The 21,332-nt window shown below is 74.1% G+C and carries 20 protein-coding genes; 4 read left to right on the forward strand and 16 right to left on the reverse strand.

What is annotated here, in order from left to right; all coding sequences use genetic code 11:
• Window positions 1–90: 90 nt before the first annotated feature.
• From OHA86_RS07325 to OHA86_RS07360, 8 genes are all read right to left on the reverse strand, one after another.
• Window positions 91–1,020: a L,D-transpeptidase family protein gene (locus OHA86_RS07325; protein ID WP_329173482.1), complete on the reverse strand. Its 930-nt coding sequence runs from the start codon at window positions 1,018–1,020 to the stop codon at window positions 91–93.
• Between the two features lie 106 nt (window positions 1,021–1,126).
• Complete coding sequence (locus OHA86_RS07330; protein ID WP_329173484.1) at window positions 1,127–1,819, reverse strand: alpha/beta fold hydrolase; 693 nt, start codon at window positions 1,817–1,819, stop codon at window positions 1,127–1,129.
• Window positions 1,820–2,081: 262 nt separating this feature from the next.
• On the reverse strand, window positions 2,082–3,080 hold the full coding sequence (locus OHA86_RS07335; protein ID WP_329173486.1) for a thaumatin family protein: 999 nt from the start codon (window positions 3,078–3,080) through the stop codon (window positions 2,082–2,084).
• 76 nt (window positions 3,081–3,156) lie between these two features.
• Window positions 3,157–3,885: an SRPBCC family protein gene (locus tag OHA86_RS07340; protein WP_329173488.1), complete on the reverse strand. Its 729-nt coding sequence runs from the start codon at window positions 3,883–3,885 to the stop codon at window positions 3,157–3,159.
• A 22-nt stretch (window positions 3,886–3,907) separates the two neighbouring features.
• Entirely contained in the window at window positions 3,908–4,453 is a 546-nt protein-coding gene (locus OHA86_RS07345) for a dihydrofolate reductase family protein (RefSeq protein ID WP_329173489.1), read from the reverse strand.
• Window positions 4,450–5,118 (reverse strand): ArsR/SmtB family transcription factor, encoded by a 669-nt coding sequence (locus tag OHA86_RS07350; protein ID WP_329173491.1) that lies wholly within the window; start codon window positions 5,116–5,118, stop codon window positions 4,450–4,452. The genes OHA86_RS07345 and OHA86_RS07350 overlap by 4 nt, the downstream gene beginning before the upstream one ends.
• A gap of 83 nt (window positions 5,119–5,201) precedes the next feature.
• Window positions 5,202–5,948: a Mut7-C RNAse domain-containing protein gene (locus OHA86_RS07355; protein WP_329173492.1), complete on the reverse strand. Its 747-nt coding sequence runs from the start codon at window positions 5,946–5,948 to the stop codon at window positions 5,202–5,204.
• 109 nt (window positions 5,949–6,057) lie between these two features.
• The gene (locus OHA86_RS07360; protein WP_329173494.1) at window positions 6,058–6,876 is read right to left on the reverse strand and encodes an exodeoxyribonuclease III; all 819 of its coding nucleotides are present in this window, start codon (window positions 6,874–6,876) and stop codon (window positions 6,058–6,060) included.
• Window positions 6,877–6,968: 92 nt separating this feature from the next.
• Between OHA86_RS07360 and OHA86_RS07365 the strand changes: the two genes are divergently transcribed.
• Entirely contained in the window at window positions 6,969–7,457 is a 489-nt protein-coding gene (locus OHA86_RS07365) for a GNAT family N-acetyltransferase (RefSeq protein WP_329173496.1), read from the forward strand.
• A gap of 13 nt (window positions 7,458–7,470) precedes the next feature.
• Here OHA86_RS07365 and OHA86_RS07370 read toward each other — a convergent pair whose 3' ends face one another.
• Window positions 7,471–7,704, reverse strand: coding sequence for a DUF1049 domain-containing protein (locus OHA86_RS07370; RefSeq protein ID WP_329173498.1), 234 nt, complete (start codon window positions 7,702–7,704; stop codon window positions 7,471–7,473).
• A 101-nt stretch (window positions 7,705–7,805) separates the two neighbouring features.
• Window positions 7,806–9,032, reverse strand: a complete 1,227-nt coding sequence (locus OHA86_RS07375; RefSeq protein ID WP_329173499.1) for a M14 family zinc carboxypeptidase — start codon at window positions 9,030–9,032, stop codon at window positions 7,806–7,808.
• A 395-nt stretch (window positions 9,033–9,427) separates the two neighbouring features.
• On the opposite strand from OHA86_RS07375, the gene OHA86_RS07380 reads away from it, so the two are divergent.
• The 3 genes from OHA86_RS07380 (at window position 9,428) to OHA86_RS07390 (ending at window position 12,320) form a co-directional block, all read left to right on the forward strand.
• On the forward strand, window positions 9,428–10,327 hold the full coding sequence (locus OHA86_RS07380; protein WP_329173501.1) for an alpha/beta fold hydrolase: 900 nt from the start codon (window positions 9,428–9,430) through the stop codon (window positions 10,325–10,327).
• A 120-nt stretch (window positions 10,328–10,447) separates the two neighbouring features.
• The gene (locus OHA86_RS07385) at window positions 10,448–11,194 is read left to right on the forward strand and encodes a response regulator transcription factor (RefSeq protein WP_329173502.1); all 747 of its coding nucleotides are present in this window, start codon (window positions 10,448–10,450) and stop codon (window positions 11,192–11,194) included.
• Window positions 11,187–12,320 (forward strand): sensor histidine kinase, encoded by a 1,134-nt coding sequence (locus OHA86_RS07390; RefSeq protein ID WP_329173504.1) that lies wholly within the window; start codon window positions 11,187–11,189, stop codon window positions 12,318–12,320. The genes OHA86_RS07385 and OHA86_RS07390 overlap by 8 nt, the downstream gene beginning before the upstream one ends.
• A 423-nt stretch (window positions 12,321–12,743) precedes the next feature.
• Here the strand turns inward: OHA86_RS07390 and OHA86_RS07395 are convergent, their stop codons facing one another.
• The 6 genes from OHA86_RS07395 to OHA86_RS07420 all read right to left on the reverse strand — a co-directional run bounded on the left by OHA86_RS07395 (window position 12,744) and on the right by OHA86_RS07420 (window position 21,153).
• Complete coding sequence (locus OHA86_RS07395; RefSeq protein WP_329173506.1) at window positions 12,744–13,700, reverse strand: S66 peptidase family protein; 957 nt, start codon at window positions 13,698–13,700, stop codon at window positions 12,744–12,746.
• On the reverse strand, window positions 13,697–15,691 hold the full coding sequence (locus OHA86_RS07400) for a prolyl oligopeptidase family serine peptidase (RefSeq protein ID WP_329173507.1): 1,995 nt from the start codon (window positions 15,689–15,691) through the stop codon (window positions 13,697–13,699). Before OHA86_RS07400 ends, OHA86_RS07395 begins: the two co-directional genes overlap by 4 nt.
• On the reverse strand, window positions 15,688–17,055 hold the full coding sequence (locus OHA86_RS07405; protein ID WP_329173509.1) for a M20/M25/M40 family metallo-hydrolase: 1,368 nt from the start codon (window positions 17,053–17,055) through the stop codon (window positions 15,688–15,690). The genes OHA86_RS07400 and OHA86_RS07405 overlap by 4 nt, the downstream gene beginning before the upstream one ends.
• Complete coding sequence (locus OHA86_RS07410) at window positions 17,048–17,884, reverse strand: M55 family metallopeptidase (protein WP_329173511.1); 837 nt, start codon at window positions 17,882–17,884, stop codon at window positions 17,048–17,050. Before OHA86_RS07410 ends, OHA86_RS07405 begins: the two co-directional genes overlap by 8 nt.
• A gap of 11 nt (window positions 17,885–17,895) precedes the next feature.
• On the reverse strand, window positions 17,896–18,618 hold the full coding sequence (locus OHA86_RS07415; protein WP_329173512.1) for a class I SAM-dependent methyltransferase: 723 nt from the start codon (window positions 18,616–18,618) through the stop codon (window positions 17,896–17,898).
• Between the two features lie 69 nt (window positions 18,619–18,687).
• The gene (locus tag OHA86_RS07420; RefSeq protein ID WP_329173514.1) at window positions 18,688–21,153 is read right to left on the reverse strand and encodes a SpoIIE family protein phosphatase; all 2,466 of its coding nucleotides are present in this window, start codon (window positions 21,151–21,153) and stop codon (window positions 18,688–18,690) included.
• Window positions 21,154–21,332: the final 179 nt, after the last annotated feature.

Here is a 21,332-nt window from a genome sequence, read left to right on the forward strand (position 1 = left end):
TGCGGTCAGCCCCGTCACCGCGATGGCGTACTCCCGGTACTCCCCCAGGAGTAACCGGCCGTGGGCGCGCGGCCGACGACCGGTCCCGCGCTACGTCGCCAGCGAGCCGCGGTCGCCCATGACGATCACCGGGTGGTCGGCGGGCAGCAGGGTGTGCAGCAGGTCGACCATGTGGGCGGCCGAGATGCTGACGCAGCCGTGGGTGGGGCCGCCGTGGTCGACGTGGACCCAGATGCCGCCGCCGCGGTTGGCGCCCAGCGGCTGTGTGCCGTCCAGCGGCGACGTGCCCGGGACGCGGTTGTAGTCGATCGCGATGACGTAGTCGAAGGCCTCGTCGAGCGGTTCGCCGTCGAAGCCGACGCCGCCCGCCTGGAAGGCCGCGGAGTGGTGGTACGGCAGCTTCGTGCCCGGGTCGGGGTCGAAGCCGCCCGCGTCGCTGAGGGTGAACACCCCGATCGGGCTGTGCAGGTCGCTCGCGTGGTGGCTGGCGGTCCAGCCGTGCAGGGCGTTGTGCGCGGCCCATGCCGCGCCGGGCTGCCAGCGGCCGTTGCCGGTCCTGGTCCACAGGGTGACGACGGTGTCGGGGGAATTCTTCGCCTTGCCCGAGGCGACCAGCACCTGGCGGGTGGCGGCCGGGATCGCCGCGCGGGTCTTGGGACCGAGGCCGGTGATCATCGCCACCGAGCCGTCGGGGGCGGCCGTCGGACTGGCGGCCGCCGCTGCCGCGCCGGGCGCCAGGGCGGCGGTACCGGCCGGTCCGCCGACGGTGTGGCGGCCCGCGGTGTCGGCAGCCGCGGCGCCGGCGTGCCGGGTGACGACCGTGTAGCCGGCGCCCACCACGGCGAGTCCGGCCACGCCGACGGCCGCCAGGGCCATCACACGCCGCTTGCGGCGGCGGGGCCGGCGGTGCCGGTTGCGGCTCTGGTCTTCGGCGTCGTCGCTGCGCAGGCCGTCGGCGTCCGGACTGGTCGCGGGTCCGGGCCGGCGGTCGGCGTGTGCGTCGGAGGTTGTGGCAGTCATCGGTACGATCCTCGCAAACACCCGGTTCCCATCCGTCACCCAGCCCCCACAGACGCCCGTTTCATCCTGCACATCCCTATTTCACACCCCGGCCCCACTGCCGGGATCACGCCTCCTTCAGCAGCTCGGCTGCGAGTTCGTGCGGGTGCCCGAGGGCGAGCAGATGTCCGCCGGGCAGCACCTCGACGTCCATGCCGAGCCGTTCGCGTACGACGTCCCGCTGGAATGGCAGCGGGAAGAAGCGGTCGTCGCGGCCCTGAAGGAACCGGGTGGGCACCCGCGGCCAGCCCGCGAGCGGCCAGGGCTGGGCGAAGACGGCGGACGGCGGCCCGGACTGCGGGGCCGCCAGCGCCTCCTCGGCCACCTCGGGCGGCACGTCGTGGAAGAAGTCGGCACGCAGGTCGAACTCGGCGTCCGCGCCGCGGCCGGTCGCCTCCGCGTACGCGGATCTGGCCGCGGCCTGTCCGGTGTTGCCCCACCACTCCCCCGCGGTCTCACCGGGCCGCGGCACCATCGCGTTGACCAGCACGATGCGGTCGACCGGGACGCGGTCGCAGATCAGCGGGGCGGAGAAGCCGCCGAGCGACTGGGCGACCAGGACGACGGGCCGGTCGGCGCGGGGCGCCTGGGCCCGGACGGCGGCGACGATCGCGTCCGCGAACGCGTCGAGCCCCGCGGAGTCGTCGGTCGGCAGGTCGACGGTGACCACCGTGTGCCCGCGGTCGCGCAACCGCGGCACGACCAGGTGCCAGTACCAGGCGGTGCCGTCGGCGCCCGGGACGAGGATGTACGTCGCCACGGTCGTCAGACCGCCGCGCGTCCGGGCACGGCCGGGGGCTGACGGCGGCGGAGGATGCCCGGGGCACCTTGCGGAGGCGTCATCAGGCGGTGGTCGGCCATGTGTGCTCCCAACTGTTGAGGTCAATTTAGGTGCTCGCGGGCCGACGGGGGTGCGCCTGGAGGGCGGCGAGTCGCCGAACGCCGCCACTAGGGGCACGGGTTTTGCGGTCGCGCCGAGAGGGTATCGGGCGCGCGGTTCTCCGTGGTTCTGTGGGGCGCGGTCAGGGTGTGGTGGCGAAGGTGATGCGGTAGCCGGCCTCGCCGCGGCTGGTGAAGGTGCTGGTCGCGTCGTCGTCGACGTAGGAATAGGCGAAGGGTTCGGCCTTCTTGAAGACGGCCGCGTAGTTGACGGGCCATTGGTCGGGGCGGCACTCGGTGCGCGGCGCCCAATGGCCGCGGCAGCAGTACTGGTCGGTGCCGAAAACACCGCAGGGTGACTCGCAGGCGTTGCCCTTGACGCGGAGGGCGGCGGGGCAGTCCACCGGGCGGGTGCAGCCGGCCGCCGAGCAGCCGTCGGCGGAGAGCGGGTCCTTGGTGCTGCCGCCGACGAGGTTGATGTACATCGGCAGGTTGGAGCCGTCGACAAGGCTCACGTCGTAGAAGTCCATGCCGCCCCAGGAGTTCAGGTTGAACTCGGCGAGAGTGGCCGGGATCGCCCCGTAGCCGGGGCACTGGAATCTGCCGCCGCAGTCGCCGGTCTCGCAGTGCCCGCGCCCGGCGGCGTCGAAGGCGCAGCCGGTACGGCCCCAGAAGCGCCCGTTCCAGTGGTCGGGGACCCGCACGCTGAGCGTACGGCCGGGACGCAGCACCCAACCGGTTGTGGTGAGGGCGGGGGTGACGGTCTGTTCGCCCGAGGCCAGCCAGATGGTCTGCGACAGCCGGTTGACGAAGGTGAAGACCCGGGTGCCGGGTTTCGCCGCGAGCGTCTGCGGCGCCGCAGGGGTCGTCGTGTGCTTCTTCTGCGGTGCGTCCGTGCGTGCGGCCGACGGCGCCGGTGTGCCGCGGGTGGGTGACGGGGTGGGCGCCGCCGCAGAGGTCTTGGGAGCCGGCGCGGACATCGCCGCGGCGGGCGTCGCCGTCCGCGCCGCGGCGGCGGGCGGGCCGCCGCCCGGCTGCCGGGCCACGACGACATATGCGGCCACGCACAAGGCGGCGACGACCAGTGCCACCAGACCCAGCACTCCCGGCCGCCGCCCCCGCTGCCTCGCTCTGCTGCCCATGCCGCCGCCTCCCGCACTCGCTCCCGGTCCGGTCAGGAGACCCGGGCGCACGGGCGCGGATAACAGGAACCGCCTGTCAGGCGTAGACCCGGCCGAACCAGCCGGTCCAGTCGGCGCCGACTCGGTCCGCGTCCGCGCCGGGGGTGAAGTCGTGGACGGCGACGCCGACCGTCGCACCCCAGTGGTTGCGGCCGAAGAAGCGGTACATCGCGTCGCCGGTGCGCAGGCCGAAGAAGTACGGGTCGCGGTGGTCGACCACCGCGGAGACCGGTCCGGCGCCGGGCAGGTCGACGCCGACCGCCGCGCCCTGGGCCGCGTCCGCGGGCAGGCCGAGCGCCCGCCAGGCCCGCTCCAGGGCGTCGGGGGCGCCGGCCGCGGCCGGCCCGTCCACCGCGGACCAGACGGCGGCGCGGCCGTTGAAGTACGCCAGGTACTGGCCGAGGGTGTGCAGGTAGAAGTCGGTGTGGCGGTTGGCGCCGTCGTACTGGTTGTCCCAGTCGTCGACGAAGATGCCGCTGTGCACGTACCGCACCCATGAACCGCCGCCCTCGCGGGGCTCGATGAGGTGGTCGAGCTGGTTGAGGGTCTGCCCGTGCACGCCCTCGGGCGCCTCGGTGCGGGCGGTCAGCCGGTGCGGCGGGTCCCACGCGGTGATGGTGCCGCCGAAGGGCGCGGCCCCGCCGGCCCTCGGCTCGTACTCGCTGGGCCACAGCCAGCCGGCGGCGCCGGTGGTGAGGGCGGCGAAGACCTCCCCGGGGCTCGCCTTGACCTCGAACTCACGGGCGATCTCGAACGGCTTGGACATGGTGCGTCACTTCTCCTCGGGGTCAGGCGTGCTGGGGCGCGTAGACGATGTGGTGGACGCCGGAGCCGAACATCTCGGAGCTGACGACCGTCAGTGCGGTGGCGGGCAGGCCGTCCTGGAAGAGCCGCTTGCCGCGGCCGATCACGACGGGGTCGATGAGCAGGTCGATCTCGTCCACCAGGCCCTGGCCGAGCAGCCACTGGACGAGCGTCGCGCTGCCGGCGACGGTGATGTTCCCGCCGTCCTGCTCCTTGAGCCGGGTGACGGCGTCGACAGGGTCGGCCCCGATGACGGTGGAGTTGTTCCACTGGGCCTTGTCGAGGGTGCGCGAGACGACGTATTTGGCGACGCTGTTCATGTGGTCGCCGCCAGGTTCGTCGGCCATCGCGGGCCAGGCGGCGGCGAAGCCGTCGTAGGTGACGCGGCCGAGCAGCAGCGCGTCGGTGGCGGCCATCTGCGCGCCGACCGTGCGGGCCATGTCGTCGTCGAAGTACGGCCCGTGCCACTCGTTGGGCGCCTCCATGACGCCGTCCGCGGTCAGGAACTCGCTGACGATCAGTTTCCTCATGGCGACGGCTCCTCTTTGTCCACGGTCTGTGCGGTGTGCCCGGCCGGCAGGTCGGGGCGGGTGTGCTCCGCCGCTGCCGCGGCGGGCTTCACCGAGGGGTGCAGGGCCACGACGATCCGGTGCGGCCGTCCGCCGGGCGCGTCCTCGTCGTGGTATTTGGTGATCAGCGCGCTGACGCCGCGGGTCAGTTCCTCCACGAAGGCGGCCCGTTGGGCAGCGGAGGCGAAGCGCACCTCGCCGTCCAGCGCATAGGTGGCGATCCGCTGTCCTGCCCGGTCGGTGCCGGTGATCAGCGAGCCGATGTCCCTGACCAGCCGCGCGGCGACCGCCAGCAGCCAGCGCGCGGACAACTGGTCCCGGAAGCGCGCCGGGTCGGGCTGCACGGCGGCCAGCGCCAGCGGCGAGATGACGTACGACGACGCGGTCGCCCGCATCATCCGCTCGGTGACGTTCCCTTTCCTGCGCTCGCCCGCCAGCTCGACCAGGCCGTGCTTCTCCAGCGCCTTGAGGTGGTAGTTCACCTTCTGCCGCGGCAGGCCCACCCGCCCGGCCAGCATCGTCGCCGAGGCGGGTCCCGCGGACAGCTCCGCGAGCAGCCGGGCCCGTATCGGATCCAGGGATACGGCAGCCGCCTCGGCGTCCTCGATCACGCTCACGTCCAACATGGCTCCACCGTCTCACCGAACACTTTTTTTGTCCAGAGCAAATAGATTGTCGGTGAGACGGCGGGGCGGGAAGGGGCGAGCGGCTACTCGGCGCGGCGCGGCGGGCCGTCCCCGTAGTCGCGCATCGTCTGCTCCACCAGCGCCGACAGGCGGGTGTGGTGGGCACCGCGCCAGTAGACCCGGCCGCAGCCGGTGCACTCGGCGAAGACGTCGTAGGACTTGCGGGTGCCGTCCGCGAGCCGGCCCCGTACGGACTCCTTGTCGGCCTCCGCCAGCAGACCGTTGCAGGCCACGCAGCGGGTCCACGGGGCCAGGACGGGCGCGAAGCGGCCCAGGACGTCGCGCAGCTGCTCCTCGGGCCGGTCGCTGTAGACGTAGCCGCCCGCCCACAGCTCGCGGCGGCGCAGCAGGCCGCGGTCGCGGGACAGCATCACGCGGCACTCCTTCGCGGAGAGCGCGGCGAGCGCCGGGTCGCCGATGTCCTCGCTCTCATATGTCGCGTCCACGCCGAGCAGCCGCAAACGGCGGGCCAATGTGCCGAGGTGGACGCCCAGCAGGAAGCGCAGCGGTGCGCCCGGCACCATTTGCGGGCGGGTCACCGCGCGGACCTCCACGTGCTCGCCGTCCGCCGGTACGTGTCCGGTGGGCACCTCGCGGCCGTCGACGGCCAGAGCGCCGACCTCGGTCAGCGGGATGCCCAGCGATTCCACGACGTGGCCGAGCGAGGAGGAGCCGTCCGTCGTCAGGGTCGTGCGTGCGGTACGGCGGTCGGCGGGGAGGAACAGGTGCAGGTCCGCCGGGATCTCGACGGTCACTTCTGGTCGGGTCACGGCGCCAGAATGCCAGGGTGTGCGGGGCGCGCCGCCTCGTGTCGCGGGGCTCGGGCCGCTTCTCCGGGTGCGGGTCCTGCGGGACCTGTCGCGCGCCTCCCCGCGGGTCTCAGAGCGTGTAGGCCACCGTGACCGGGGCGTGGTCGGACCAGCGGGCGGCGTAGGTCGGGGCGCGTTCCACCGTGGCGGCCGTGGCCGCGGAAGCGAGCTTGGGCGTCGCCATGTGGTAGTCGATGCGCCAGCCCGCGTCATTGTCGAAGGCCTTGCCGCGGTAGGACCACCACGAGTACGGGCCCTCCACGCCGGGGTGGAGGCTGCGGACGACGTCCGTCCAGCCGGTCGCGGGGTCCAGGAGGTCGGTGAGCCAGGCGCGTTCCTCAGGCAGGAAGCCGGAGGACTTGCGATTGCCGCGCCAATTGCGCAGGTCGGTTTCCTGGTGGGCGATGTTCCAGTCGCCGCAGACCAGGGCGTGGCCGCCGGTGCGGGCGGCGCGCTCGTGCAGGGCGTCGAGGTGGCCCCGGAATTCCGCCATGAAGCGGTATTTCGCGGTCTGCCGCTCGGTCTCCGCCTCGCCGGTGGGCAGGTACAGGCTGCCGACGGTGAGCCCCGCCGTCGTACCGTCGCCCGGCAGGTCGACCTCGATGTAGCGGCCGGACGCGTCGTATTCGGCCGAGCCGAAGCCGACGCGTACTGCGACGGGCGCCGTCCGGGAGTAGACGGAGACGCCGGCCCGGCCCTTGGCGGCGGCGGGTGCGTGGTAGGCGTGCCAGCCGTCGGGGTCGCGCACGTCGTCGGGGAGCTGGTCGGGTTCGGCGCGGACTTCCTGCAGGCAGACGACGTCGGCCGCGGTCTCCGCCAGCCAGGGCAGGAAGCCCTTCCGCGCGGCGGCCCGCAGCCCGTTCACGTTCACGGTGGTCACGGTCAGCACCGGACGGACGATACCCGCAGCGGGCGGAGGGCGGGAAACCGCGTCGCACTGGTGTGCGACGGGCAGGGGCTGTGACCACGTAATATGGCGATGTGGAGATCAGAAGGACGCGTTACGACGAACCCGCCGCGGTGCGGCTGAACGACCTGGTGCAGCTGGAGTACACCGAGCGTTACGGCGAGGGGGACGCCACCCCGATGGCCGCGGATCACTTCGACCCGCCGCAAGGGCTGTACCTGGTGGCCTACGACGCCGACGGCGAGCCCGTCGCGAGCGGCGGCTGGCGGGCGCAGGACGCCTCGCCCGAGGGGCACGAGGACGGCGACGCGGAGATCAAGCGGATGTTCGTGGTGCGGCAGGCGCGCGGGCGGGGGCTGGCCCGGGCGATCCTGGCCGAGCTGGAGGCGAGCGCGGCGGCGGCCGGGCGGACGAGGGTGGTGCTGGAGACCGGGCTGCGCCAGCCGGAGGCGATCGCCCTGTACGAATCCTGCGGCTATGTACCGGTGAAGAAGTTCGGCTACTACCGCGACCAGAACCTCAGCGTGTGCCTGGGCAAGTCCCTGGTCGAGCCGCGGGCCTGAGATCCCGGCGGTGTCAGCGCCGCCGGGAGCCGCGCAGGAAGCGCCCGCACAGCCAGCCGGCGACCAGGGTGGCGAGCAGTGCCTGCCACAGCGGGACGGTGACCTCGGGCACGATCAGCCGGATGCGGACGCTGTGGGTGTTCTCGAAGACGAAGACCAACGCGAACACCGCGATCACCAGGACGGCGATCCGGCCCGGCGTCAGCCGCTCGCGCAGGCCGCGGCCTGCCGCTCTGTCGGACGTCATGACGACCACCCTGCTCTCGGCTGCCGGTCCCCCGCCGCCCATGATCCCCGGGAACGGCGGCGGGGGCGGGGGCGTACTGCTCCGGACGGGTGACGGCGCGGTCAGGCGTGCAGTTCCTCGTAGACGGCCAGGACGCTGCGGGCCTGCTGCTCGACCTGGTCGCTGACCGGCACCCAGCGCGGGCGGTAGGCGCGCTCGTACGCCTCGCACCATTTGTCGACGAGCCGGGCGACCAGGGGGACGTCCGCGACCTGGCGGAGCATGGCGGCGGCGCGCAGCGGGATGCGCTGGGCGTAGACCTCGATGCTGGTCACCCGGGCGGTGGTCATGTCGGGCAGCGGAGCGGCGTCCGGCGCGCGGACGGCGGGGTCCCAGTCGGCGGTGAGCGCGGGGCCGAGCCCGATCAGTTCGCTCACGGTCCGCAGCAGGGCGCAGTCCACCCCCCTGAGCTGCGGGCGTACCGCGTCCAGCACCCGTCCCACGGTGGGCAGGTCGCGGCGCAGGCCGGCGCCCGCGGTGCGCAGGGCGCGGTCGGGGTCGGGGTGCGGGGCGGTGTCGGCGCTGCGGTCGCAGGCCCACATCGGGACCTCGACGATCGCGGTCACACCGTCGTAGCGCCTGGCGTGCACCCAGGTGGAGTGGGCGCCGTCGCCGGCCGCGGGGTCCTCGCAGGGCGGCATCACATAGACGCCGGGGCCGGGGCTCGGCCACTGGAAGGCGTCGGAGGAGCCGCTCTCCAGCGGGATGTCCAGTTCCGCGGCCGACTTGCCGATGCGTTCCGGCACTCCCGGCACCTCGCTGGTGAGCTGGACGAAGCTGCCGCCGACATCGATGCCGTGCAGCGAGCACTGGAGCACCGGCCGCAGCATGTCGAGGACGCCGACCAGGGCGCGGGTCTCCGGCAGCGCGGGACAGGTGTCGTCGTCGTGCGGCAGCCACTCGGGCTGCTCCGCCGTGCAGGGCCGGAAGAAGTGCTCGTAGTGGCCGCGCAGGGTGTAGGGGCCGGACAGCCAGGGCTCGTTGAGCGCGGCGCCGTCCGGGTCGATGCACAGCAGGAAGTGCCAGCTGCTGCCGTCGTCCTCGCCGTGTGCTCGCTGCCGGGCGATGCCGCCGGCCAGCCGCAGCGCCGTGGCGCCGCCCACGGCGGCCTCGTTGGCGTGCGGACCCGCGACCACCAGTACATTGCGACGGCCTTCGCCCACCGAGAGCATCAGCAGCGGCCGGCCGGCCCGCGAACTGCCGACCCTCCCCAGCCGGCAGATCCCCGGATAGCCCAGCGTCAGCGCGCGGGCACCGGCGGTTATCTCATCGGTCGTCGGATAGAGCATCCCCGCCATCCTCGCCACCGCAATCCCCCAGGGGGCCCGGGCACGGAAGGCCGGGCCGCCTTACGACATCGAGTTCGATCCCGTCAGTACGACACGCCCGGCGCAGAGGTGTCAACGGTGCTACCGCGGCTGTTACGTGAACCGCCGCGGGCGCGGTGCCGAATCTGCGCGCCCGCGGATCGCGGCAGTGAGCCGGCGCGGCACCGCCGCACCGCCGCACCGCCGCACCGCCGCACCGCGGCAAGGACGACGGCGGGACGGGAGCCCTCCGCGTCCCGGCGCACGACGCAGGCAAGGACGCGATCACGGTACCTAATGGAAGTAATGCCTTCATGCCATTAGTGTGGGCCGTGGCGGCACCGAGCCGCCCTCTGCACGGGGAGGCGTACGCGATCATGCCCGCATTGCAACTGCCGCAAGTGGCACACCGGTTCACCGAGGTCGACGGGCTGCGGATCTTCTACCGGGAGGCAGTGCCCGCCGCCGAGGACGCCCCCGTGCTGCTCCTGCTGCACGGCTTCCCGTCCGCCTCGCACCAGTACCGCCGGCTGATCGACGCGCTCGGCGGCCACTACCGGGTCGTCGCGCCCGACTACCCCGGCTTCGGGTACAGCGACCTGCCCGCGGACAGCGGCTGGACCTTCGACCGGCTCGCCGACACGATCGAGGGCTTCTGCCTCGCACTCGGCCTGGACCGCTTCACTCTCTACGCCTTCGACTTCGGCGCACCCGTCGGCTTCCGGCTGGCCACCAGGCACCCGGAGTGGATCGCCGGCCTGGTCGTGCAGAACGGCAACGCCTACGAGGAGGGCCTCAGCGACCTCGCGCGGGGCCTGGTGGCGGAGACGCCCGAGGCCGAGGGGTCGCGGGAGCGGGTGACCGGTCTGCTCACCGCGGAGGTGACCCGCGGCCAGTACGAGGGCGGCACCGCGGACCCGGCGGTCGTAGCGCCCGAGGGCTGGACGCTCGACCAGCACTTCCTCGACCTGCCGGGACGGCACGGCATCCAGCTCGACCTGCTCTACGACTACAGCAGCAATGTGGCGCTCTATCCCCGGTGGCAGGAGTGGCTGCGGCAGCACCGGCCGCCGCTGCTGCTGGTGTGGGGCACGGGGGACGCGTTCTTCACCGAGGCCGGCGCGCGCGCCTTCACGCGGGACGTGCCGGACGCCGAACTGCACCTCTTCCGCACCGGGCACTTCGCCCTCGAGGAGCAGGTCGGCGAGATCGCCCCGCTCATCGCGGACTTCCTCGACCGCACCTGGGCAGCCGCACCGGGGCCAGCCGACCGCTGAGTCACGCTACGGAGCCGGCGGCGGCGATCCGGGCGGAGAATCCTTACGGAACACGGACGGTGGCGGTGCTGGACCGCTGGTCCATGGTCACTGTCAGTGGTGGGTGCCAGACTCGTCAGCATGAGCACCGCACCTGTCTCCGTACCGCCGCCGCGTCGGCGGATCCTCGTCGTGGACGACGACCCGACCGTCGCCGAGGTCGTCGCGGGCTATCTCGACCGGGCCGGCTTCGCCGTGGAGCGGGCCGCGGACGGCCCGACCGCGGTCGCCCGCGCGGCAGCCGAGCGGCCGGATCTGGTCGTGCTCGACCTGATGCTGCCGGGCATGGACGGGCTCCAGGTGTGCCGCGCGATACGGGAGGCGGGGCCGCTGCCGGTGGTGATGCTCACCGCGCGGGGTGACGAGGACGACCGCATCCTCGGCCTTGAGGTCGGCGCGGACGACTATGTGACCAAGCCGTTCTCGCCGCGCGAGCTGGTGCTGCGGGTCGAGTCGGTGCTGCGCCGCGCCGGCTCGCCGCCCGCGCCCGGGCCGTGGCTGCGGTCGGGGCCGCTCGCCCTCGACCCGGCCGCCCGCCGGGCGCTGCGGGACGGCACGGAATTGCCGCTGACGATCCGCGAGTTCGACCTGCTGTCCTTCTTCCTCCAGCACCCGGGGCGGGTGCTGGGCCGCGAGGAGCTGATGCGGCGGGTGTGGGGCTGGGAGTTCGGCGACCTGTCGACGGTCACCGTGCATGTGCGGCGGCTGCGCGAGAAGATCGAGGACGATCCGGCCAGGCCGCGGCTGATCAGTACGGTGTGGGGCGTCGGCTACCGCTTCGACCCGGGGCCGCCCGGGGCCGCGGAGGGCGGTGCCGCCGATGCGTGATCTGCTGGTGATCGCCGCGTATGCCGCGGTGGGCGCGGCGGTCGTCGGGCTGCTGGGTGCCGCCGCCCTGCGCCAGCTGCGGAACCGCTCGGTCGCGCTGTCGCTCGCCGTGGTCGCCGTCGTCGCGGTCTGCGCGATGCTGGCCGGGACGCTGTCGGTGGCCTGGGCGATGTTCCTGTCGGAGCACGACCTCGGCGTCGTCACCACCGTCTGCGCGATAGCGGCGGCCGTCTCCCTCGGGGTGGCGCTGCTGCTCGGCCGCACGGTCGTGGCCGGCAGCCGGGCACTTGCCGCGGCGGCGCGCGCCTTCGGTGACGGCGACGCCTTCGCCGCGCCCCCGGGCGCGCCCACGGCCGAACTCGCCGAGCTGGGCCGCGTGCTGGCGGCCACCAGCGCGAAGCTGGACGCCTCCCGGGAGCGGGAGCGCGCGCTCGAGGCGTCCAGGCGCGAGCTGGTCGCCTGGATCTCGCACGACCTGCGCACCCCGCTGGCCGGGCTGCGGGCCATGACCGAGGCGCTGGAGGACGGGATAGCGGCGGACCCCGGCCGCTACCACCGGCAGATCCGCGCCGAGGTCGAGAGGCTCAGCGGGATGGTCGGCGACCTGTTCGAACTGTCCCGCATCCAGGCGGGGGTGCTGGCGCTCAGCCCGGCGCGCATGTCGGTCTACGACCTCGTCGGCGACGCCATCGCCGGTGCGGATCCGCTCGCCGCGGAGCATGGTGTGCGGCTGGTCGGTGAAAGGGTCGAGCGGATACCGATCGAGGTCGACGGCCGGGAGATGACGCGGGTGCTGGCGAATCTGCTGGCCAACGCGATTCGGCGGACACCGGCGGACGGTACGGTCGCGGTCTCCGCGCTGCGGGACGCCGCGTCCGGGTCGGTGGTGGTGTCCGTGACGGACGGTTGCGGCGGGATTCCGCCGGCCGATCTGCCCCGGGTCTTCGACACGGGGTGGCGGGGCAGCGGGGCGAGGACGCCTCCGGCGGGGGCGGGGCTCGGGCTCGCGATCGTTCGCGGGATCGTGGAGGCGCATCACGGGCGGGCCGCTGTTCACAATGTGCCGGGCGGGTGCCGCTTCGAGGTCGTGCTGCCCCCGGCCACTCCCTTGCCGGGGGGGCTTTAGGGGGTACGGGCGGTTCGCCCCCGTGCTTGGCCTCCGGCCGGGGGTGGGCCTACGGGTGGGCCGTTCTCGTGCGTGGGTCCTTGCGCTCCTGGGTGGGTGCCGCTCGCGGTGGCGTTCACCGTGCCGCCACGCGGGGGTTGCGTGCGCAGGTCCCCGCGCGCCCGGGTGAGTGCCACTTACCGTGGGCGTCGCACTTGCCGTGCGCTTCCGCCGGGCGCGCAGTTCCCCGCGCACCTCAGGGGGCGCCACTTGCCGTGGTGCCGCCGTGCCGCCACGTCGGAGTTGCGCACGCGGTTCCCCGGCCCCCCAGGTCGGTGCCACTCGCGGTACGCCTCGCGCTTGCCGTGCGTCTCGGCCGGGCGCGCAGTTCCCCGCGCACCTGGGTGGGTGGCACTTGCCGTGGTGCCGCCGTGCCGGCGGGGGTCAGTGGAGGGCGGGGGTGTGGAGGGTGAGGGTGGCCGTGGTGGTGTCGAGGGTCGCGGGAAGGCCGAGGGGGATCGTCACGGCGGCGTCGCAGTGGCCGAAGCCGAGGTCTTCCAGGATCGGGACGCCGAGCGGAGCCAGGCGGTCGAGGAGCAGGGCGCGCACCTCGTCGTAGGGGCCGCAGTCCTCCCAGGAGCCGAGGGCGATCCCGGCGACCCCGTCGAGCCATCCGGCGCGCAGGAGTTGGGTGAGGAAGCGGTCGAGGCGGTACGCCTCCTCGCCGACGTCCTCCAGCAGCAGGATGCCGCCCGCGGCCGACGGGCGGCCCGACCGCGTACCGAGGTCGGAGGCCAGCAGGCTCAGGCAGCCGCCCAGGACGACGCCCGCGGCCCGGCCCGGCACGAGTGCGCGGGGGGCCGGTGCGTGCAGCACCTGGACGTCCTCGGGCGTGAAGAGGGTGCGGCGCAGGTGCTCCTGGCCGGCCGGGTCGGTGAGGAAGCCCGGGGTGCCGGGCATCGGGCCGTGCAGGGTGGCCACGCCGAGGCGGGTGGCGAAGGCCTGGTGCAGCACGGTGATGTCGCTGTAGCCGAGGAAGACCTTCGGGGCGGCCTGCTGCATGGCGTCCCAGTCCAGCAGGTCGGCCATCCGCTGGGTGCCGTAGCCGCCGCGGGCGCAGATCACGGCGGCCAGGTCCGGGTCGCACCAGGCGTCGCGCAGGTCGTCGGCCCGTGCCTGGTCGGCCCCCGCGAGGTAACCGCAGGGGTGGCCGTCCAGGACGTGCGGGGCGACGACCGGCTCAAGGCCCCAGCCCCGCAGCACGTCGAGCCCGGCGTCCAGCACGTCCGGCGCCACGGGACCGGCGGGCGCCACGACGCCGACCCGGTCCCCGGCCACCAGCCGCCGCGGCCTGACGAGCCCGGCCGCGGCGGGGTGGACCGGGGTGGAGGTCCCGCTCACGGCGTCAGGTCGAGCACCGGCACCCCTGGCGGGGTGAAGCCGAAGACCTGGCCGTAGAGGGAGAGTTCGGCCTCCAGGCAGGTCACCAGGGTGTCGAGGCGGCGGAAGCCGTGGCTCTCGCCGGGGAAGGCGAGGTAGGCGTGCGGGATGCCGCGGCCGGTGAGGGCGGCGAGGAAGCGGTCGCACTGGACGGGCGGGCAGATGACGTCGTCCAGGCCCTGCATCAGCAGGAAGGGCGCGGTGATGCGGTCGGCGTGGTGGACCGGGGAGCGGTCGTGGTAGCGCTCGGGGACCTCGGTGTGCGGGCCGATGAGGGATTCGAGGTACCAGGACTCGAAGTCGTGGGTCTCGCCGCCGGCCGGCGACCAGCCGGCCAGGTCGAGGATCGGGTAGCTGATCGCGCCGCAGGCGAAGGCCGTGGTGGTGGTCAGCGCGGCAGCGGTGGTCCAGCCGCCGGCGCTGCCGCCGCGGATGCCCAGCCGCGCCGGGTCGGCGGCTCCCTCGGCGACCAGGCCCTCGGCGACGGCGACGCAGTCCTCGACGTCGACGACGCCCCACTGTTCGCGCAGCCGGTTGCGGTAGGCGCGGCCGTAACCGGTGGAGCCGCCGTAGTTGACCTCGGCGACGCCGATGCCGCGCGAGGTGAAGTAGGCGATCTCCAGGTCGAGGATCATGGAGGTGCGGCTGGTGGGCCCGCCGTGCACCCAGATGACGTACGGGGCCGGCCCGGTGGCGGTGTGCTCGGGGTGGCGGGGGGCGTAGACGTGGGCGTGCACGTCGCGCCCGCCGGGTCCGGTGAAGACCCGGTCCTGGGCCTCGGGGAGGTACGCGGGGTCGACGGCGTCGTGGTGGGGGTTGCCGAGGACCCGGGTGCGGCCGGTGGCGGCGTCGAGTTCGACGATCTCGGGCGCGCTGCGGGCGCTCGCGGCGAGGCCGATGACGCGGCTCCCGGTGGCGGCGAGGGTGCCGCCCCACTCGGTCCAGTGGCCGGGGGCGTCGGTGAGCCGGCCGGTGGCGGGGTCGAGCAGCGCGAGCCGGGCGGCGCCGACGCCGTGCAGGACGGCGACCAGGCCGTGGTCGAGCGGGGCGAACCAGCGCTGCCCGATCTTCCACAGCGGCCCGGCGAATTCCTCCTCGCGCGGGCACAGGTTGACGGCGTCGCCGGTCGCCGGGTCGACCCGGTACAGATTCCACCAGCCGGTGCGGTCGGTGGCGGCCAGCAGGGTGCCGTCGGCGGCCCAGTCGGCCTGCGAGACGGCTTCGTCGGGGCCGCCGATGAGGGTGCGGGCCGGGCCGAGGGTGCCGTCGGAATGTACGTCGGCGACGCGCAATTCCGTGCCGTCCCAGGGCATCCGCGGGTGGTCCCAGGCCAGCCAGACGGCCTGGCCGCCGTCGGGCGACAGCCGCAGGCCGGTGATGAAGCGGTGGGCGGCGGGGGCGAGTTCGCGGACGGCGTCGCGATTGTCCGCGGCGGCGCCGTCGAGCGGGACGGCGGTGTGCACCCGGCGCAGGTCGCCGGGGCCTTCGCCGGTGAATTCCTCCAGGACCGCCCACACTTCACCGCGCTCGGGGTGCACGGCGGGCTCCGCCCAGCGCAGTCCGCCGCCGACGGCGGAGACCGGGGTGAGCGGATACGGCGGGTCCTGCGGCCGGTCGGGCCGGAAGGCGTAGAGCCGCTGGTCGAGGTGGTGGGCGAAGACGATCAGCGGAGAGCCGTCGACGAGGGCGCCGGCCCAGGGGGTGCCGCCGTATTCCATGACGCGGTTGCGGACGTTCCAGGGCGCGGGCAGCGGGCATTCCTCGGTGCCGTCGGGGCGGCGCCTGATCAGCGCGCGCCGGCCCCCTTCCGCGGGGCGCGGCGCGGTCCACCACAGGTCGTCGCCGACGATGCCGATGCTGTCGGGGCTGCCGTCGTGGGAGGCGGCGGTGGCCGCGTCGATCGGCGAGGGCCAGCTGCCGTAGCGGGCGTCCTGCTGCGTGGTCGTGGTCATGCGGACTCCTCCGTCGCGGTGCCGCGCAGGAACCGGTCGAGCACGCGTACGCCGAAGTGCAGCGCGTCGACGGGGACGTGCTCGTCCACCCCGTGGAAGAGCGCCGGATAGTCGAAGCCGGGCGGGAGCCGCAGCGGCGAGAATCCGTAGCCGGTGATGCCGAGCCGGGAGAACTGCTTGGCGTCGGTGCCGCCGGACATGCAGAACGGCACGGCGACCGCCCCCGGGTCGAAGTGTTCGAGGGCCTCGCGCATCGCGGCGAAGGACGCGGAGTCGACCGGCGCTTCGAGCGGCACCTCGTGGTGGTGGTAGTTCCAGCGCACGTGCGGCCCGGTGAGCCGGTCCATGGTGCTGGTGAACTCGTCCTGGCCGCCGGGCACGACGCGGCCGTCGATGTACGCGGTGGCGGTGCCGGGGATGACGTTGACCTTGTAGCCGGCCTGCAGCATCGTCGGGTTGGCGCTGTTGCGGACGGTGGGCCGCACGAAGGCCGCGGCAATGCCGAGCTTGTCGAGCAGCGCGTCGACGTCGCCGAGGTCGGCGGGGACGCCGTAGAGCGCGGCCAGTTCGGTGAGGGCGGACCGTACGGTGGCGGTGAGGCGGACCGGCCAGCGGTGCTCGCCGATCCTGGTGACGGCGGCGGCCAGGTGGACGACGGCGTTCTCGTGGTTGATCTTCGAGCCGTGGCCCGCCCTGCCGTCCGCGGTCAGCTGGAGCCACGCGGTGCCGCGCTCGCCGGCCGCGACCGGGTAGATCCGCAGCCCGTTGTCGGCGTGGACGGTGTAGGCGCCGGACTCGCTGATGCCCTCGGTACAGCCGGCGAAGAGGTCGGCGTGCTCGGCTGCGAGGTAGCCCGAGCCGTAGGCGGCGCTGTCCTCCTCGTCGGCGGTGAAGGCGAGCACGATGTCGCGGGGCGGGCGCCGGCCGGCGCGGGCCCAGGCGCGGACGCAGGCGAGCACCATCGCGTCCATGTTCTTCATGTCGATGGCGCCGCGGCCCCACACGACGCCGTCGCGGACCTCGCCGGAGAAGGGGTGCACGGTCCAGTCGTCGGCCTGCGCGGGCACCACGTCGAGGTGGCCGTGCACCAGCAGCGCGTCGGCCGACGGGTCGGTGCCGGGGATTCTGGCCACCACATTGCTGCGGCCCGGCGTCTTCTCCAGCAGGGCCGGCTCGATGCCGACCTCGGCGAGGCGCTCGGCGACGTATTCGGCGGCGATCCGCTCGTTGCCGTCGCCGCCGCCGCGGTTGGTGGTGTCGATCCTGATCAGGTCGGAGGTGAACCGCACCACCTCCTCCAGCGCCACGTCGTCGACCACCGGGGCGCCGTGCTCGCGCGAGGCCTCCACGGACCGCTCAGCCATACTGCTCCTCCACCGCCTGGGACACGAGAGTCGTCACGGCCTTGAACGCGCGCAGGGCCGCGTACATCGTCGGCAGGGTATACGCCACCCGCCGCTCCCCGGTCTGCTCCACCCCGGGGATCACGGTGGCCGCGCCCACCAGGTGCCACGCGTCGAATTCCAGCTCGACGGTGAACGGCCCGGCCTGCGCGGGTTCGTGCCGCACGGCCAGCGCCGCGGCCTCCTGGGCCGCGGCGCGGATGTCGGCGGCCGTCCTGGCGGGCGGCCGGCAGACGGCGGCGTAACGGGACACGTAGTCCTTGACGGCGACCGTACGGGCCTGCGGCGCGTAGCCGTGCGCGTCGACGCCGGTGCGGTCGTCGCCGGTCACCAGGACGACGGGGACGCCGTATTCGGCGACGACCAGGGCATTGAGCCGGCCTTCGCTCGCGGGCTCGCCGTCGACCCACACGCCGGTGATCGAATTGGCGAGGTAGGTGTGGGCGAGGACGCCCTCGGTGCCGGCGCCCGTGTGGTAGCCGACGAAGGCGATGCCGTCGACGTCGCCGTGCTGGACGCCCTCCACCATGGACAGCTCCTTGTGCCGCCCGGTGAGCATCTGGGCGCGCTCGTCGAGCTGCTCGAGGAGCAGGTTGCGCATGGTCCAGTGGGCCTCGTTGATGAGCACCTGGTCGATGCCGCCGTCCATGAAGCCGGCGACGGCCGCGTTGACGTCGGAGGTGAACATATGGCGGCAGCGCTGCCACTGCTCGGTGCCGGGCAGGACGTCGGCCGGCCAGGTCACACCGGTGGCGCCCTCCATGTCAGCCGAGATGAGGATCTTCCGCATGCCGGATCACACTACGCGGCCAGTCCGGCGACCAGCCACAGGGAGGGGACCTCGATCCGTGTGCCGTCCGGCCGGAATTCGGTGGTCAGCAGCGGCTCCTCGCCCGCGGCCAGCACGTCGAGGCCCGCGGCGGTGAAGTAGCCGGGCAGCGCGGCGTCGTGGACCTCGCCCGGCGCGATGCCGTGCGCGAGGACCGCGCCGAGCTTCGGCGGCGGCCCGGCGGGGTCCTGGGCGAGGTCCTGGAGCAGGCCTTTGCACGCCTCGGCCAATTCCACCGCGAAGACCCGGCCGCGCTGCCCGGTGAGGGTGGCGATGCCGTCCACCAGGCGGCTGCGGTCGGCGGTGTCGCTCTGGTGCAGCACGCCGCGCATATAGACGTTGGCGTCGCCCCATTCCGCGTGCAGCGCGCGGACCGCGTCGGTGTCGACGGCGTCCAGCTGCTGGTAGGCGGCGAGGCCGTGCGGGTCGTCCCGCCTGGCCCGCGCGACGGCCGCGTGCGCCAGGTCGACGCCGACGACCCGCCGGTAGCGGCCGGCCAGGAAACGGGTCTGCGTGCCGTTGCCGCAGCCCAGGTCCACCAGCGGCAGGCCCGGGTCGAAGTGCGCCGCGAAATGGCGCAGGTGCCGCTCGGCCGTCTGCGCCGGGTCTGCGTCCCACAGGACACCCCCCGGCTCGTACGGCGCGTCCTCCCAGAAGCTCTCCCACACCCGCGCGTACCGCCCGGAGACGTTCACACGTACTCACCACTCCCCACGTCGTGATCGTACGAAAAGACAGCGGGCCGCCGCGGCCGGCCGGGAGCCTCAGCTCGTACGGCGGGCCGGCAGCGCCTGCTCGAACCACACGGTCTTGCCCTGCGCCGACCGGCTGGTGCCCCATTCGCGGGCCAGCCGGCTCACTATCCGCATCCCGCGCCCGTACTCGTCCTCGGGACCCGCGCCGAGCAGCACCGGCACCCCGTGGTCGTCGTCGGAGACCTCCACCAGCAGGGCGTCGGCGCGCACCAGGCGTAATCCCACCGGCCGGGCGTGCGCGTGCCGTACGGCGTTGGTGACGACCTCGCCGACCAGCAGCTCCGCGGTCTCGCTGACCTCGGCCAGGTCCCACGCCCGCAGTGTGCCGCGGACCAGGGATCTGGCCCTGCGCACCTCGCCGGGGTCGGCGGCCAGCTCCCAGGCGGCCACGTCCTGGCGCGAGATGCCGTTGAGCCGGGCCATCAGCAGCGCCACGTCGCCCTTGCGGCGGCCGGGCAGGCCGAGGGCGCGGATGACGGTGTCGCAGGCGTCGTCCATGGACGCGGCCGGGTGCGCGGCGCTCCCGCACAGCGCGGCGAGGCCCGCCCCGATGCCCGGGCCGCGGGCCTCGACCAGGCCGTCGGTGCACAGCACCAGCCGGTCGCCGGGCGCGACGGGGACCCTGACCGTCCCGAAGGGCACACCGCCGACGCCCAGCGGCGCGCCGGCCGGCACGTCGAGCAGTTCGCCGCGGCCGTCGCCGGCCCGCACCAGGACCGGTGGGAGGTGCCCGGCGTTGGCGATCAGCACCTCGGACTCGACCGGGTCGTAGACCGCGTAGAGGCAGGTGGCCAGGCACTCCTCGCCGAGCCGCTGCGCCAGGTCGTCCAGGTTCCGCAGCAATTGCGCGGGCGGCAGGCCGAGCTGCGCCATGGTCTGCACAGCGGTGCGCAGCTGGCCCGTCGTCGCGGCCGAGTTCGGCCCGTGGCCCATGACGTCGCCCACCACCAGGGCGAGCCGCGAGCCGGGCAGTTTGATGCTGTCGAACCACTCGCCGGCCCGGCCGGGCCGGGTGCCGGGCAGCCGCCGGGTCACCACGTCGCAGCCGGGCGTCCGGGGCGCGATGTGCGGCAGCGTGCTGCGCTGGAGCGTGTCGGCGGCGTCGCGCTGACACGTGTACATGCGGGCGTTGTCGAGTACGCGCCCGGCGCGGGCGGCCAGCTCCGCGCCGGTGACGCGGTCCATGGCGTTGAACGCCGGGCGTTCGCGGTGCCGCAGCAGGATCATGAAGCCCAGCACCAGGTCGCGGGCCTTGAGCGGGACCACCAGCATCGAGCGGTCGGTGATCAGCGGGCCGATGTCGCGCCGGGGGAAGAGCGCGGCGAGGGCACGGCCCGCCTGCTCGCCGATGCGCGGCAGCATCACCGGGTCGCCGGTGGCCGTGCACTGGAGGAACGGGGACCGCGCGGGAAAGGCCATCGACTCACCGACCGGGACGAGGTCGTCCCAGCGCCCCGGCTCGCCGGTGTGCTCGACGGCGACGCGGCACCACAAGGTGGCGGCGTCCGGCGGCCCGTCGGGGAAGCCCTCGCCCGCCAGCACCTGCTCGCGCAGATAGGTGGCCGCGACGTCGGTGAAGCGCGGCACCACGGCCGCGCCGACCTCCTGGACGGTGCGGGCCAGGTCGAGCGAGGTGCCGATCCGGCCGCTGACCTCGTTGAGGAACTCCAGGTGCTCGCGCACCGCGGCATGGTCCGAGCCCGGCGGCGGCTCCTCGGCAGCCAGCGGCGCCCGGTCGGGCGCGGCGGCCTTTTCCGCCGCGAATCGCGCCGCCTGCCGGCTCGCCTGCCGCGCGACCCGGCGCGGCACTCCCCAGTCGGGGGTGACCGGCACCCGGTCGTGCCGGCTGATCTCCAGCACCGGATAGCCCAGGTCCAGCACCTGCGCCACGATCCGGGCGCTGTCCAGCGGATTCATGCTGGGCATGATCTCCGGCAGCCGCTTGGCGAGCCCCTCGGCGCCGGCGAATTCGGTGTGCAGGGCGAAGCCGGGCGCGATCCGCCCGCGGGCCTCGGCCGGTGCGTCGTCGTCGCCGGGCAGCAGCCGGGCGGCGTCTGCGGCCAGGACGAGCAGCCGCTCGGGTCCCGGGCCGATCAGCGGATAGGCCCACCACAGCACGTCGAGGGCGCCGTCCCGCGCCGTGTCCCGCTCCGGCTCGAAGAGCCGGGCGCGCCCCGCGGTGGGATACGGCCCCGCGCCGGCCAGCGCGGCCTCCAGGTCCTGGCCGAATTCCTCCTCGGGCGGATAGGCCGCGCCGCCGCCCGAGGGGAAGCCGGCGGCCTGCCACGCGGCGCCCTCCAGGGCGCCGACCACCGGCAGCAGATCGGCCGCGGGGCGGCCCACCGCGTCCCGGCGGGGGCGGCCGAACAGCTTGCGGGCGCCCGTGCTCCAGTGCGAGACCGCGCCTGCGGCGTCCACCACGATCACCGCGAGCGGCATCCGGCCGGAAAGCCCCGTCGGATTAGGGCGGTCCATCGTTCGCTGGGCTCCTTCCCCTGGCTGTCGCCGACCCCGTCCCAGCGGGCGGACGCACTCGTCCGGTACAAGATCTGCGATGCCGATACCACGGTACGGCCGGGGCGGGGTGCCCCGGGAGGCAACGGGCGAATCCGGGCGCACGCCCGCGCGCGAGCAACCATGCGAGCCGTGCTAGC

The sequence above is a fragment of the Streptomyces sp. NBC_01477 genome (assembly GCF_036227245.1).
In the GTDB taxonomy this organism is placed as follows: Bacteria; Actinomycetota; Actinomycetes; order Streptomycetales; family Streptomycetaceae; genus Actinacidiphila.

Coding starts and splice junctions, on each gene's coding strand:
- OHA86_RS07325 (WP_329173482.1), bottom strand. CDS start 1,020: ATGACTGCCACAACCTCCGACGCACACGCCGACCGCCGGCCCGGACCC.
- OHA86_RS07335 (WP_329173486.1), bottom strand. CDS start 3,080: ATGGGCAGCAGAGCGAGGCAGCGGGGGCGGCGGCCGGGAGTGCTGGGT.
- OHA86_RS07340 (WP_329173488.1), bottom strand. CDS start 3,885: ATGTCCAAGCCGTTCGAGATCGCCCGTGAGTTCGAGGTCAAGGCGAGC.
- OHA86_RS07345 (WP_329173489.1), bottom strand. CDS start 4,453: ATGAGGAAACTGATCGTCAGCGAGTTCCTGACCGCGGACGGCGTCATG.
- OHA86_RS07350 (WP_329173491.1), bottom strand. CDS start 5,118: ATGTTGGACGTGAGCGTGATCGAGGACGCCGAGGCGGCTGCCGTATCC.
- OHA86_RS07370 (WP_329173498.1), bottom strand. CDS start 7,704: ATGACGTCCGACAGAGCGGCAGGCCGCGGCCTGCGCGAGCGGCTGACG.
- OHA86_RS07375 (WP_329173499.1), bottom strand. CDS start 9,032: ATGCTCTATCCGACGACCGATGAGATAACCGCCGGTGCCCGCGCGCTG.
- OHA86_RS07380 (WP_329173501.1), top strand. CDS start 9,428: ATGCCCGCATTGCAACTGCCGCAAGTGGCACACCGGTTCACCGAGGTC.
- OHA86_RS07385 (WP_329173502.1), top strand. CDS start 10,448: ATGAGCACCGCACCTGTCTCCGTACCGCCGCCGCGTCGGCGGATCCTC.
- OHA86_RS07390 (WP_329173504.1), top strand. CDS start 11,187: ATGCGTGATCTGCTGGTGATCGCCGCGTATGCCGCGGTGGGCGCGGCG.
- OHA86_RS07400 (WP_329173507.1), bottom strand. CDS start 15,691: ATGACCACGACCACGCAGCAGGACGCCCGCTACGGCAGCTGGCCCTCG.
- OHA86_RS07405 (WP_329173509.1), bottom strand. CDS start 17,055: ATGGCTGAGCGGTCCGTGGAGGCCTCGCGCGAGCACGGCGCCCCGGTG.
- OHA86_RS07410 (WP_329173511.1), bottom strand. CDS start 17,884: ATGCGGAAGATCCTCATCTCGGCTGACATGGAGGGCGCCACCGGTGTG.
- OHA86_RS07420 (WP_329173514.1), bottom strand. CDS start 21,153: ATGGACCGCCCTAATCCGACGGGGCTTTCCGGCCGGATGCCGCTCGCG.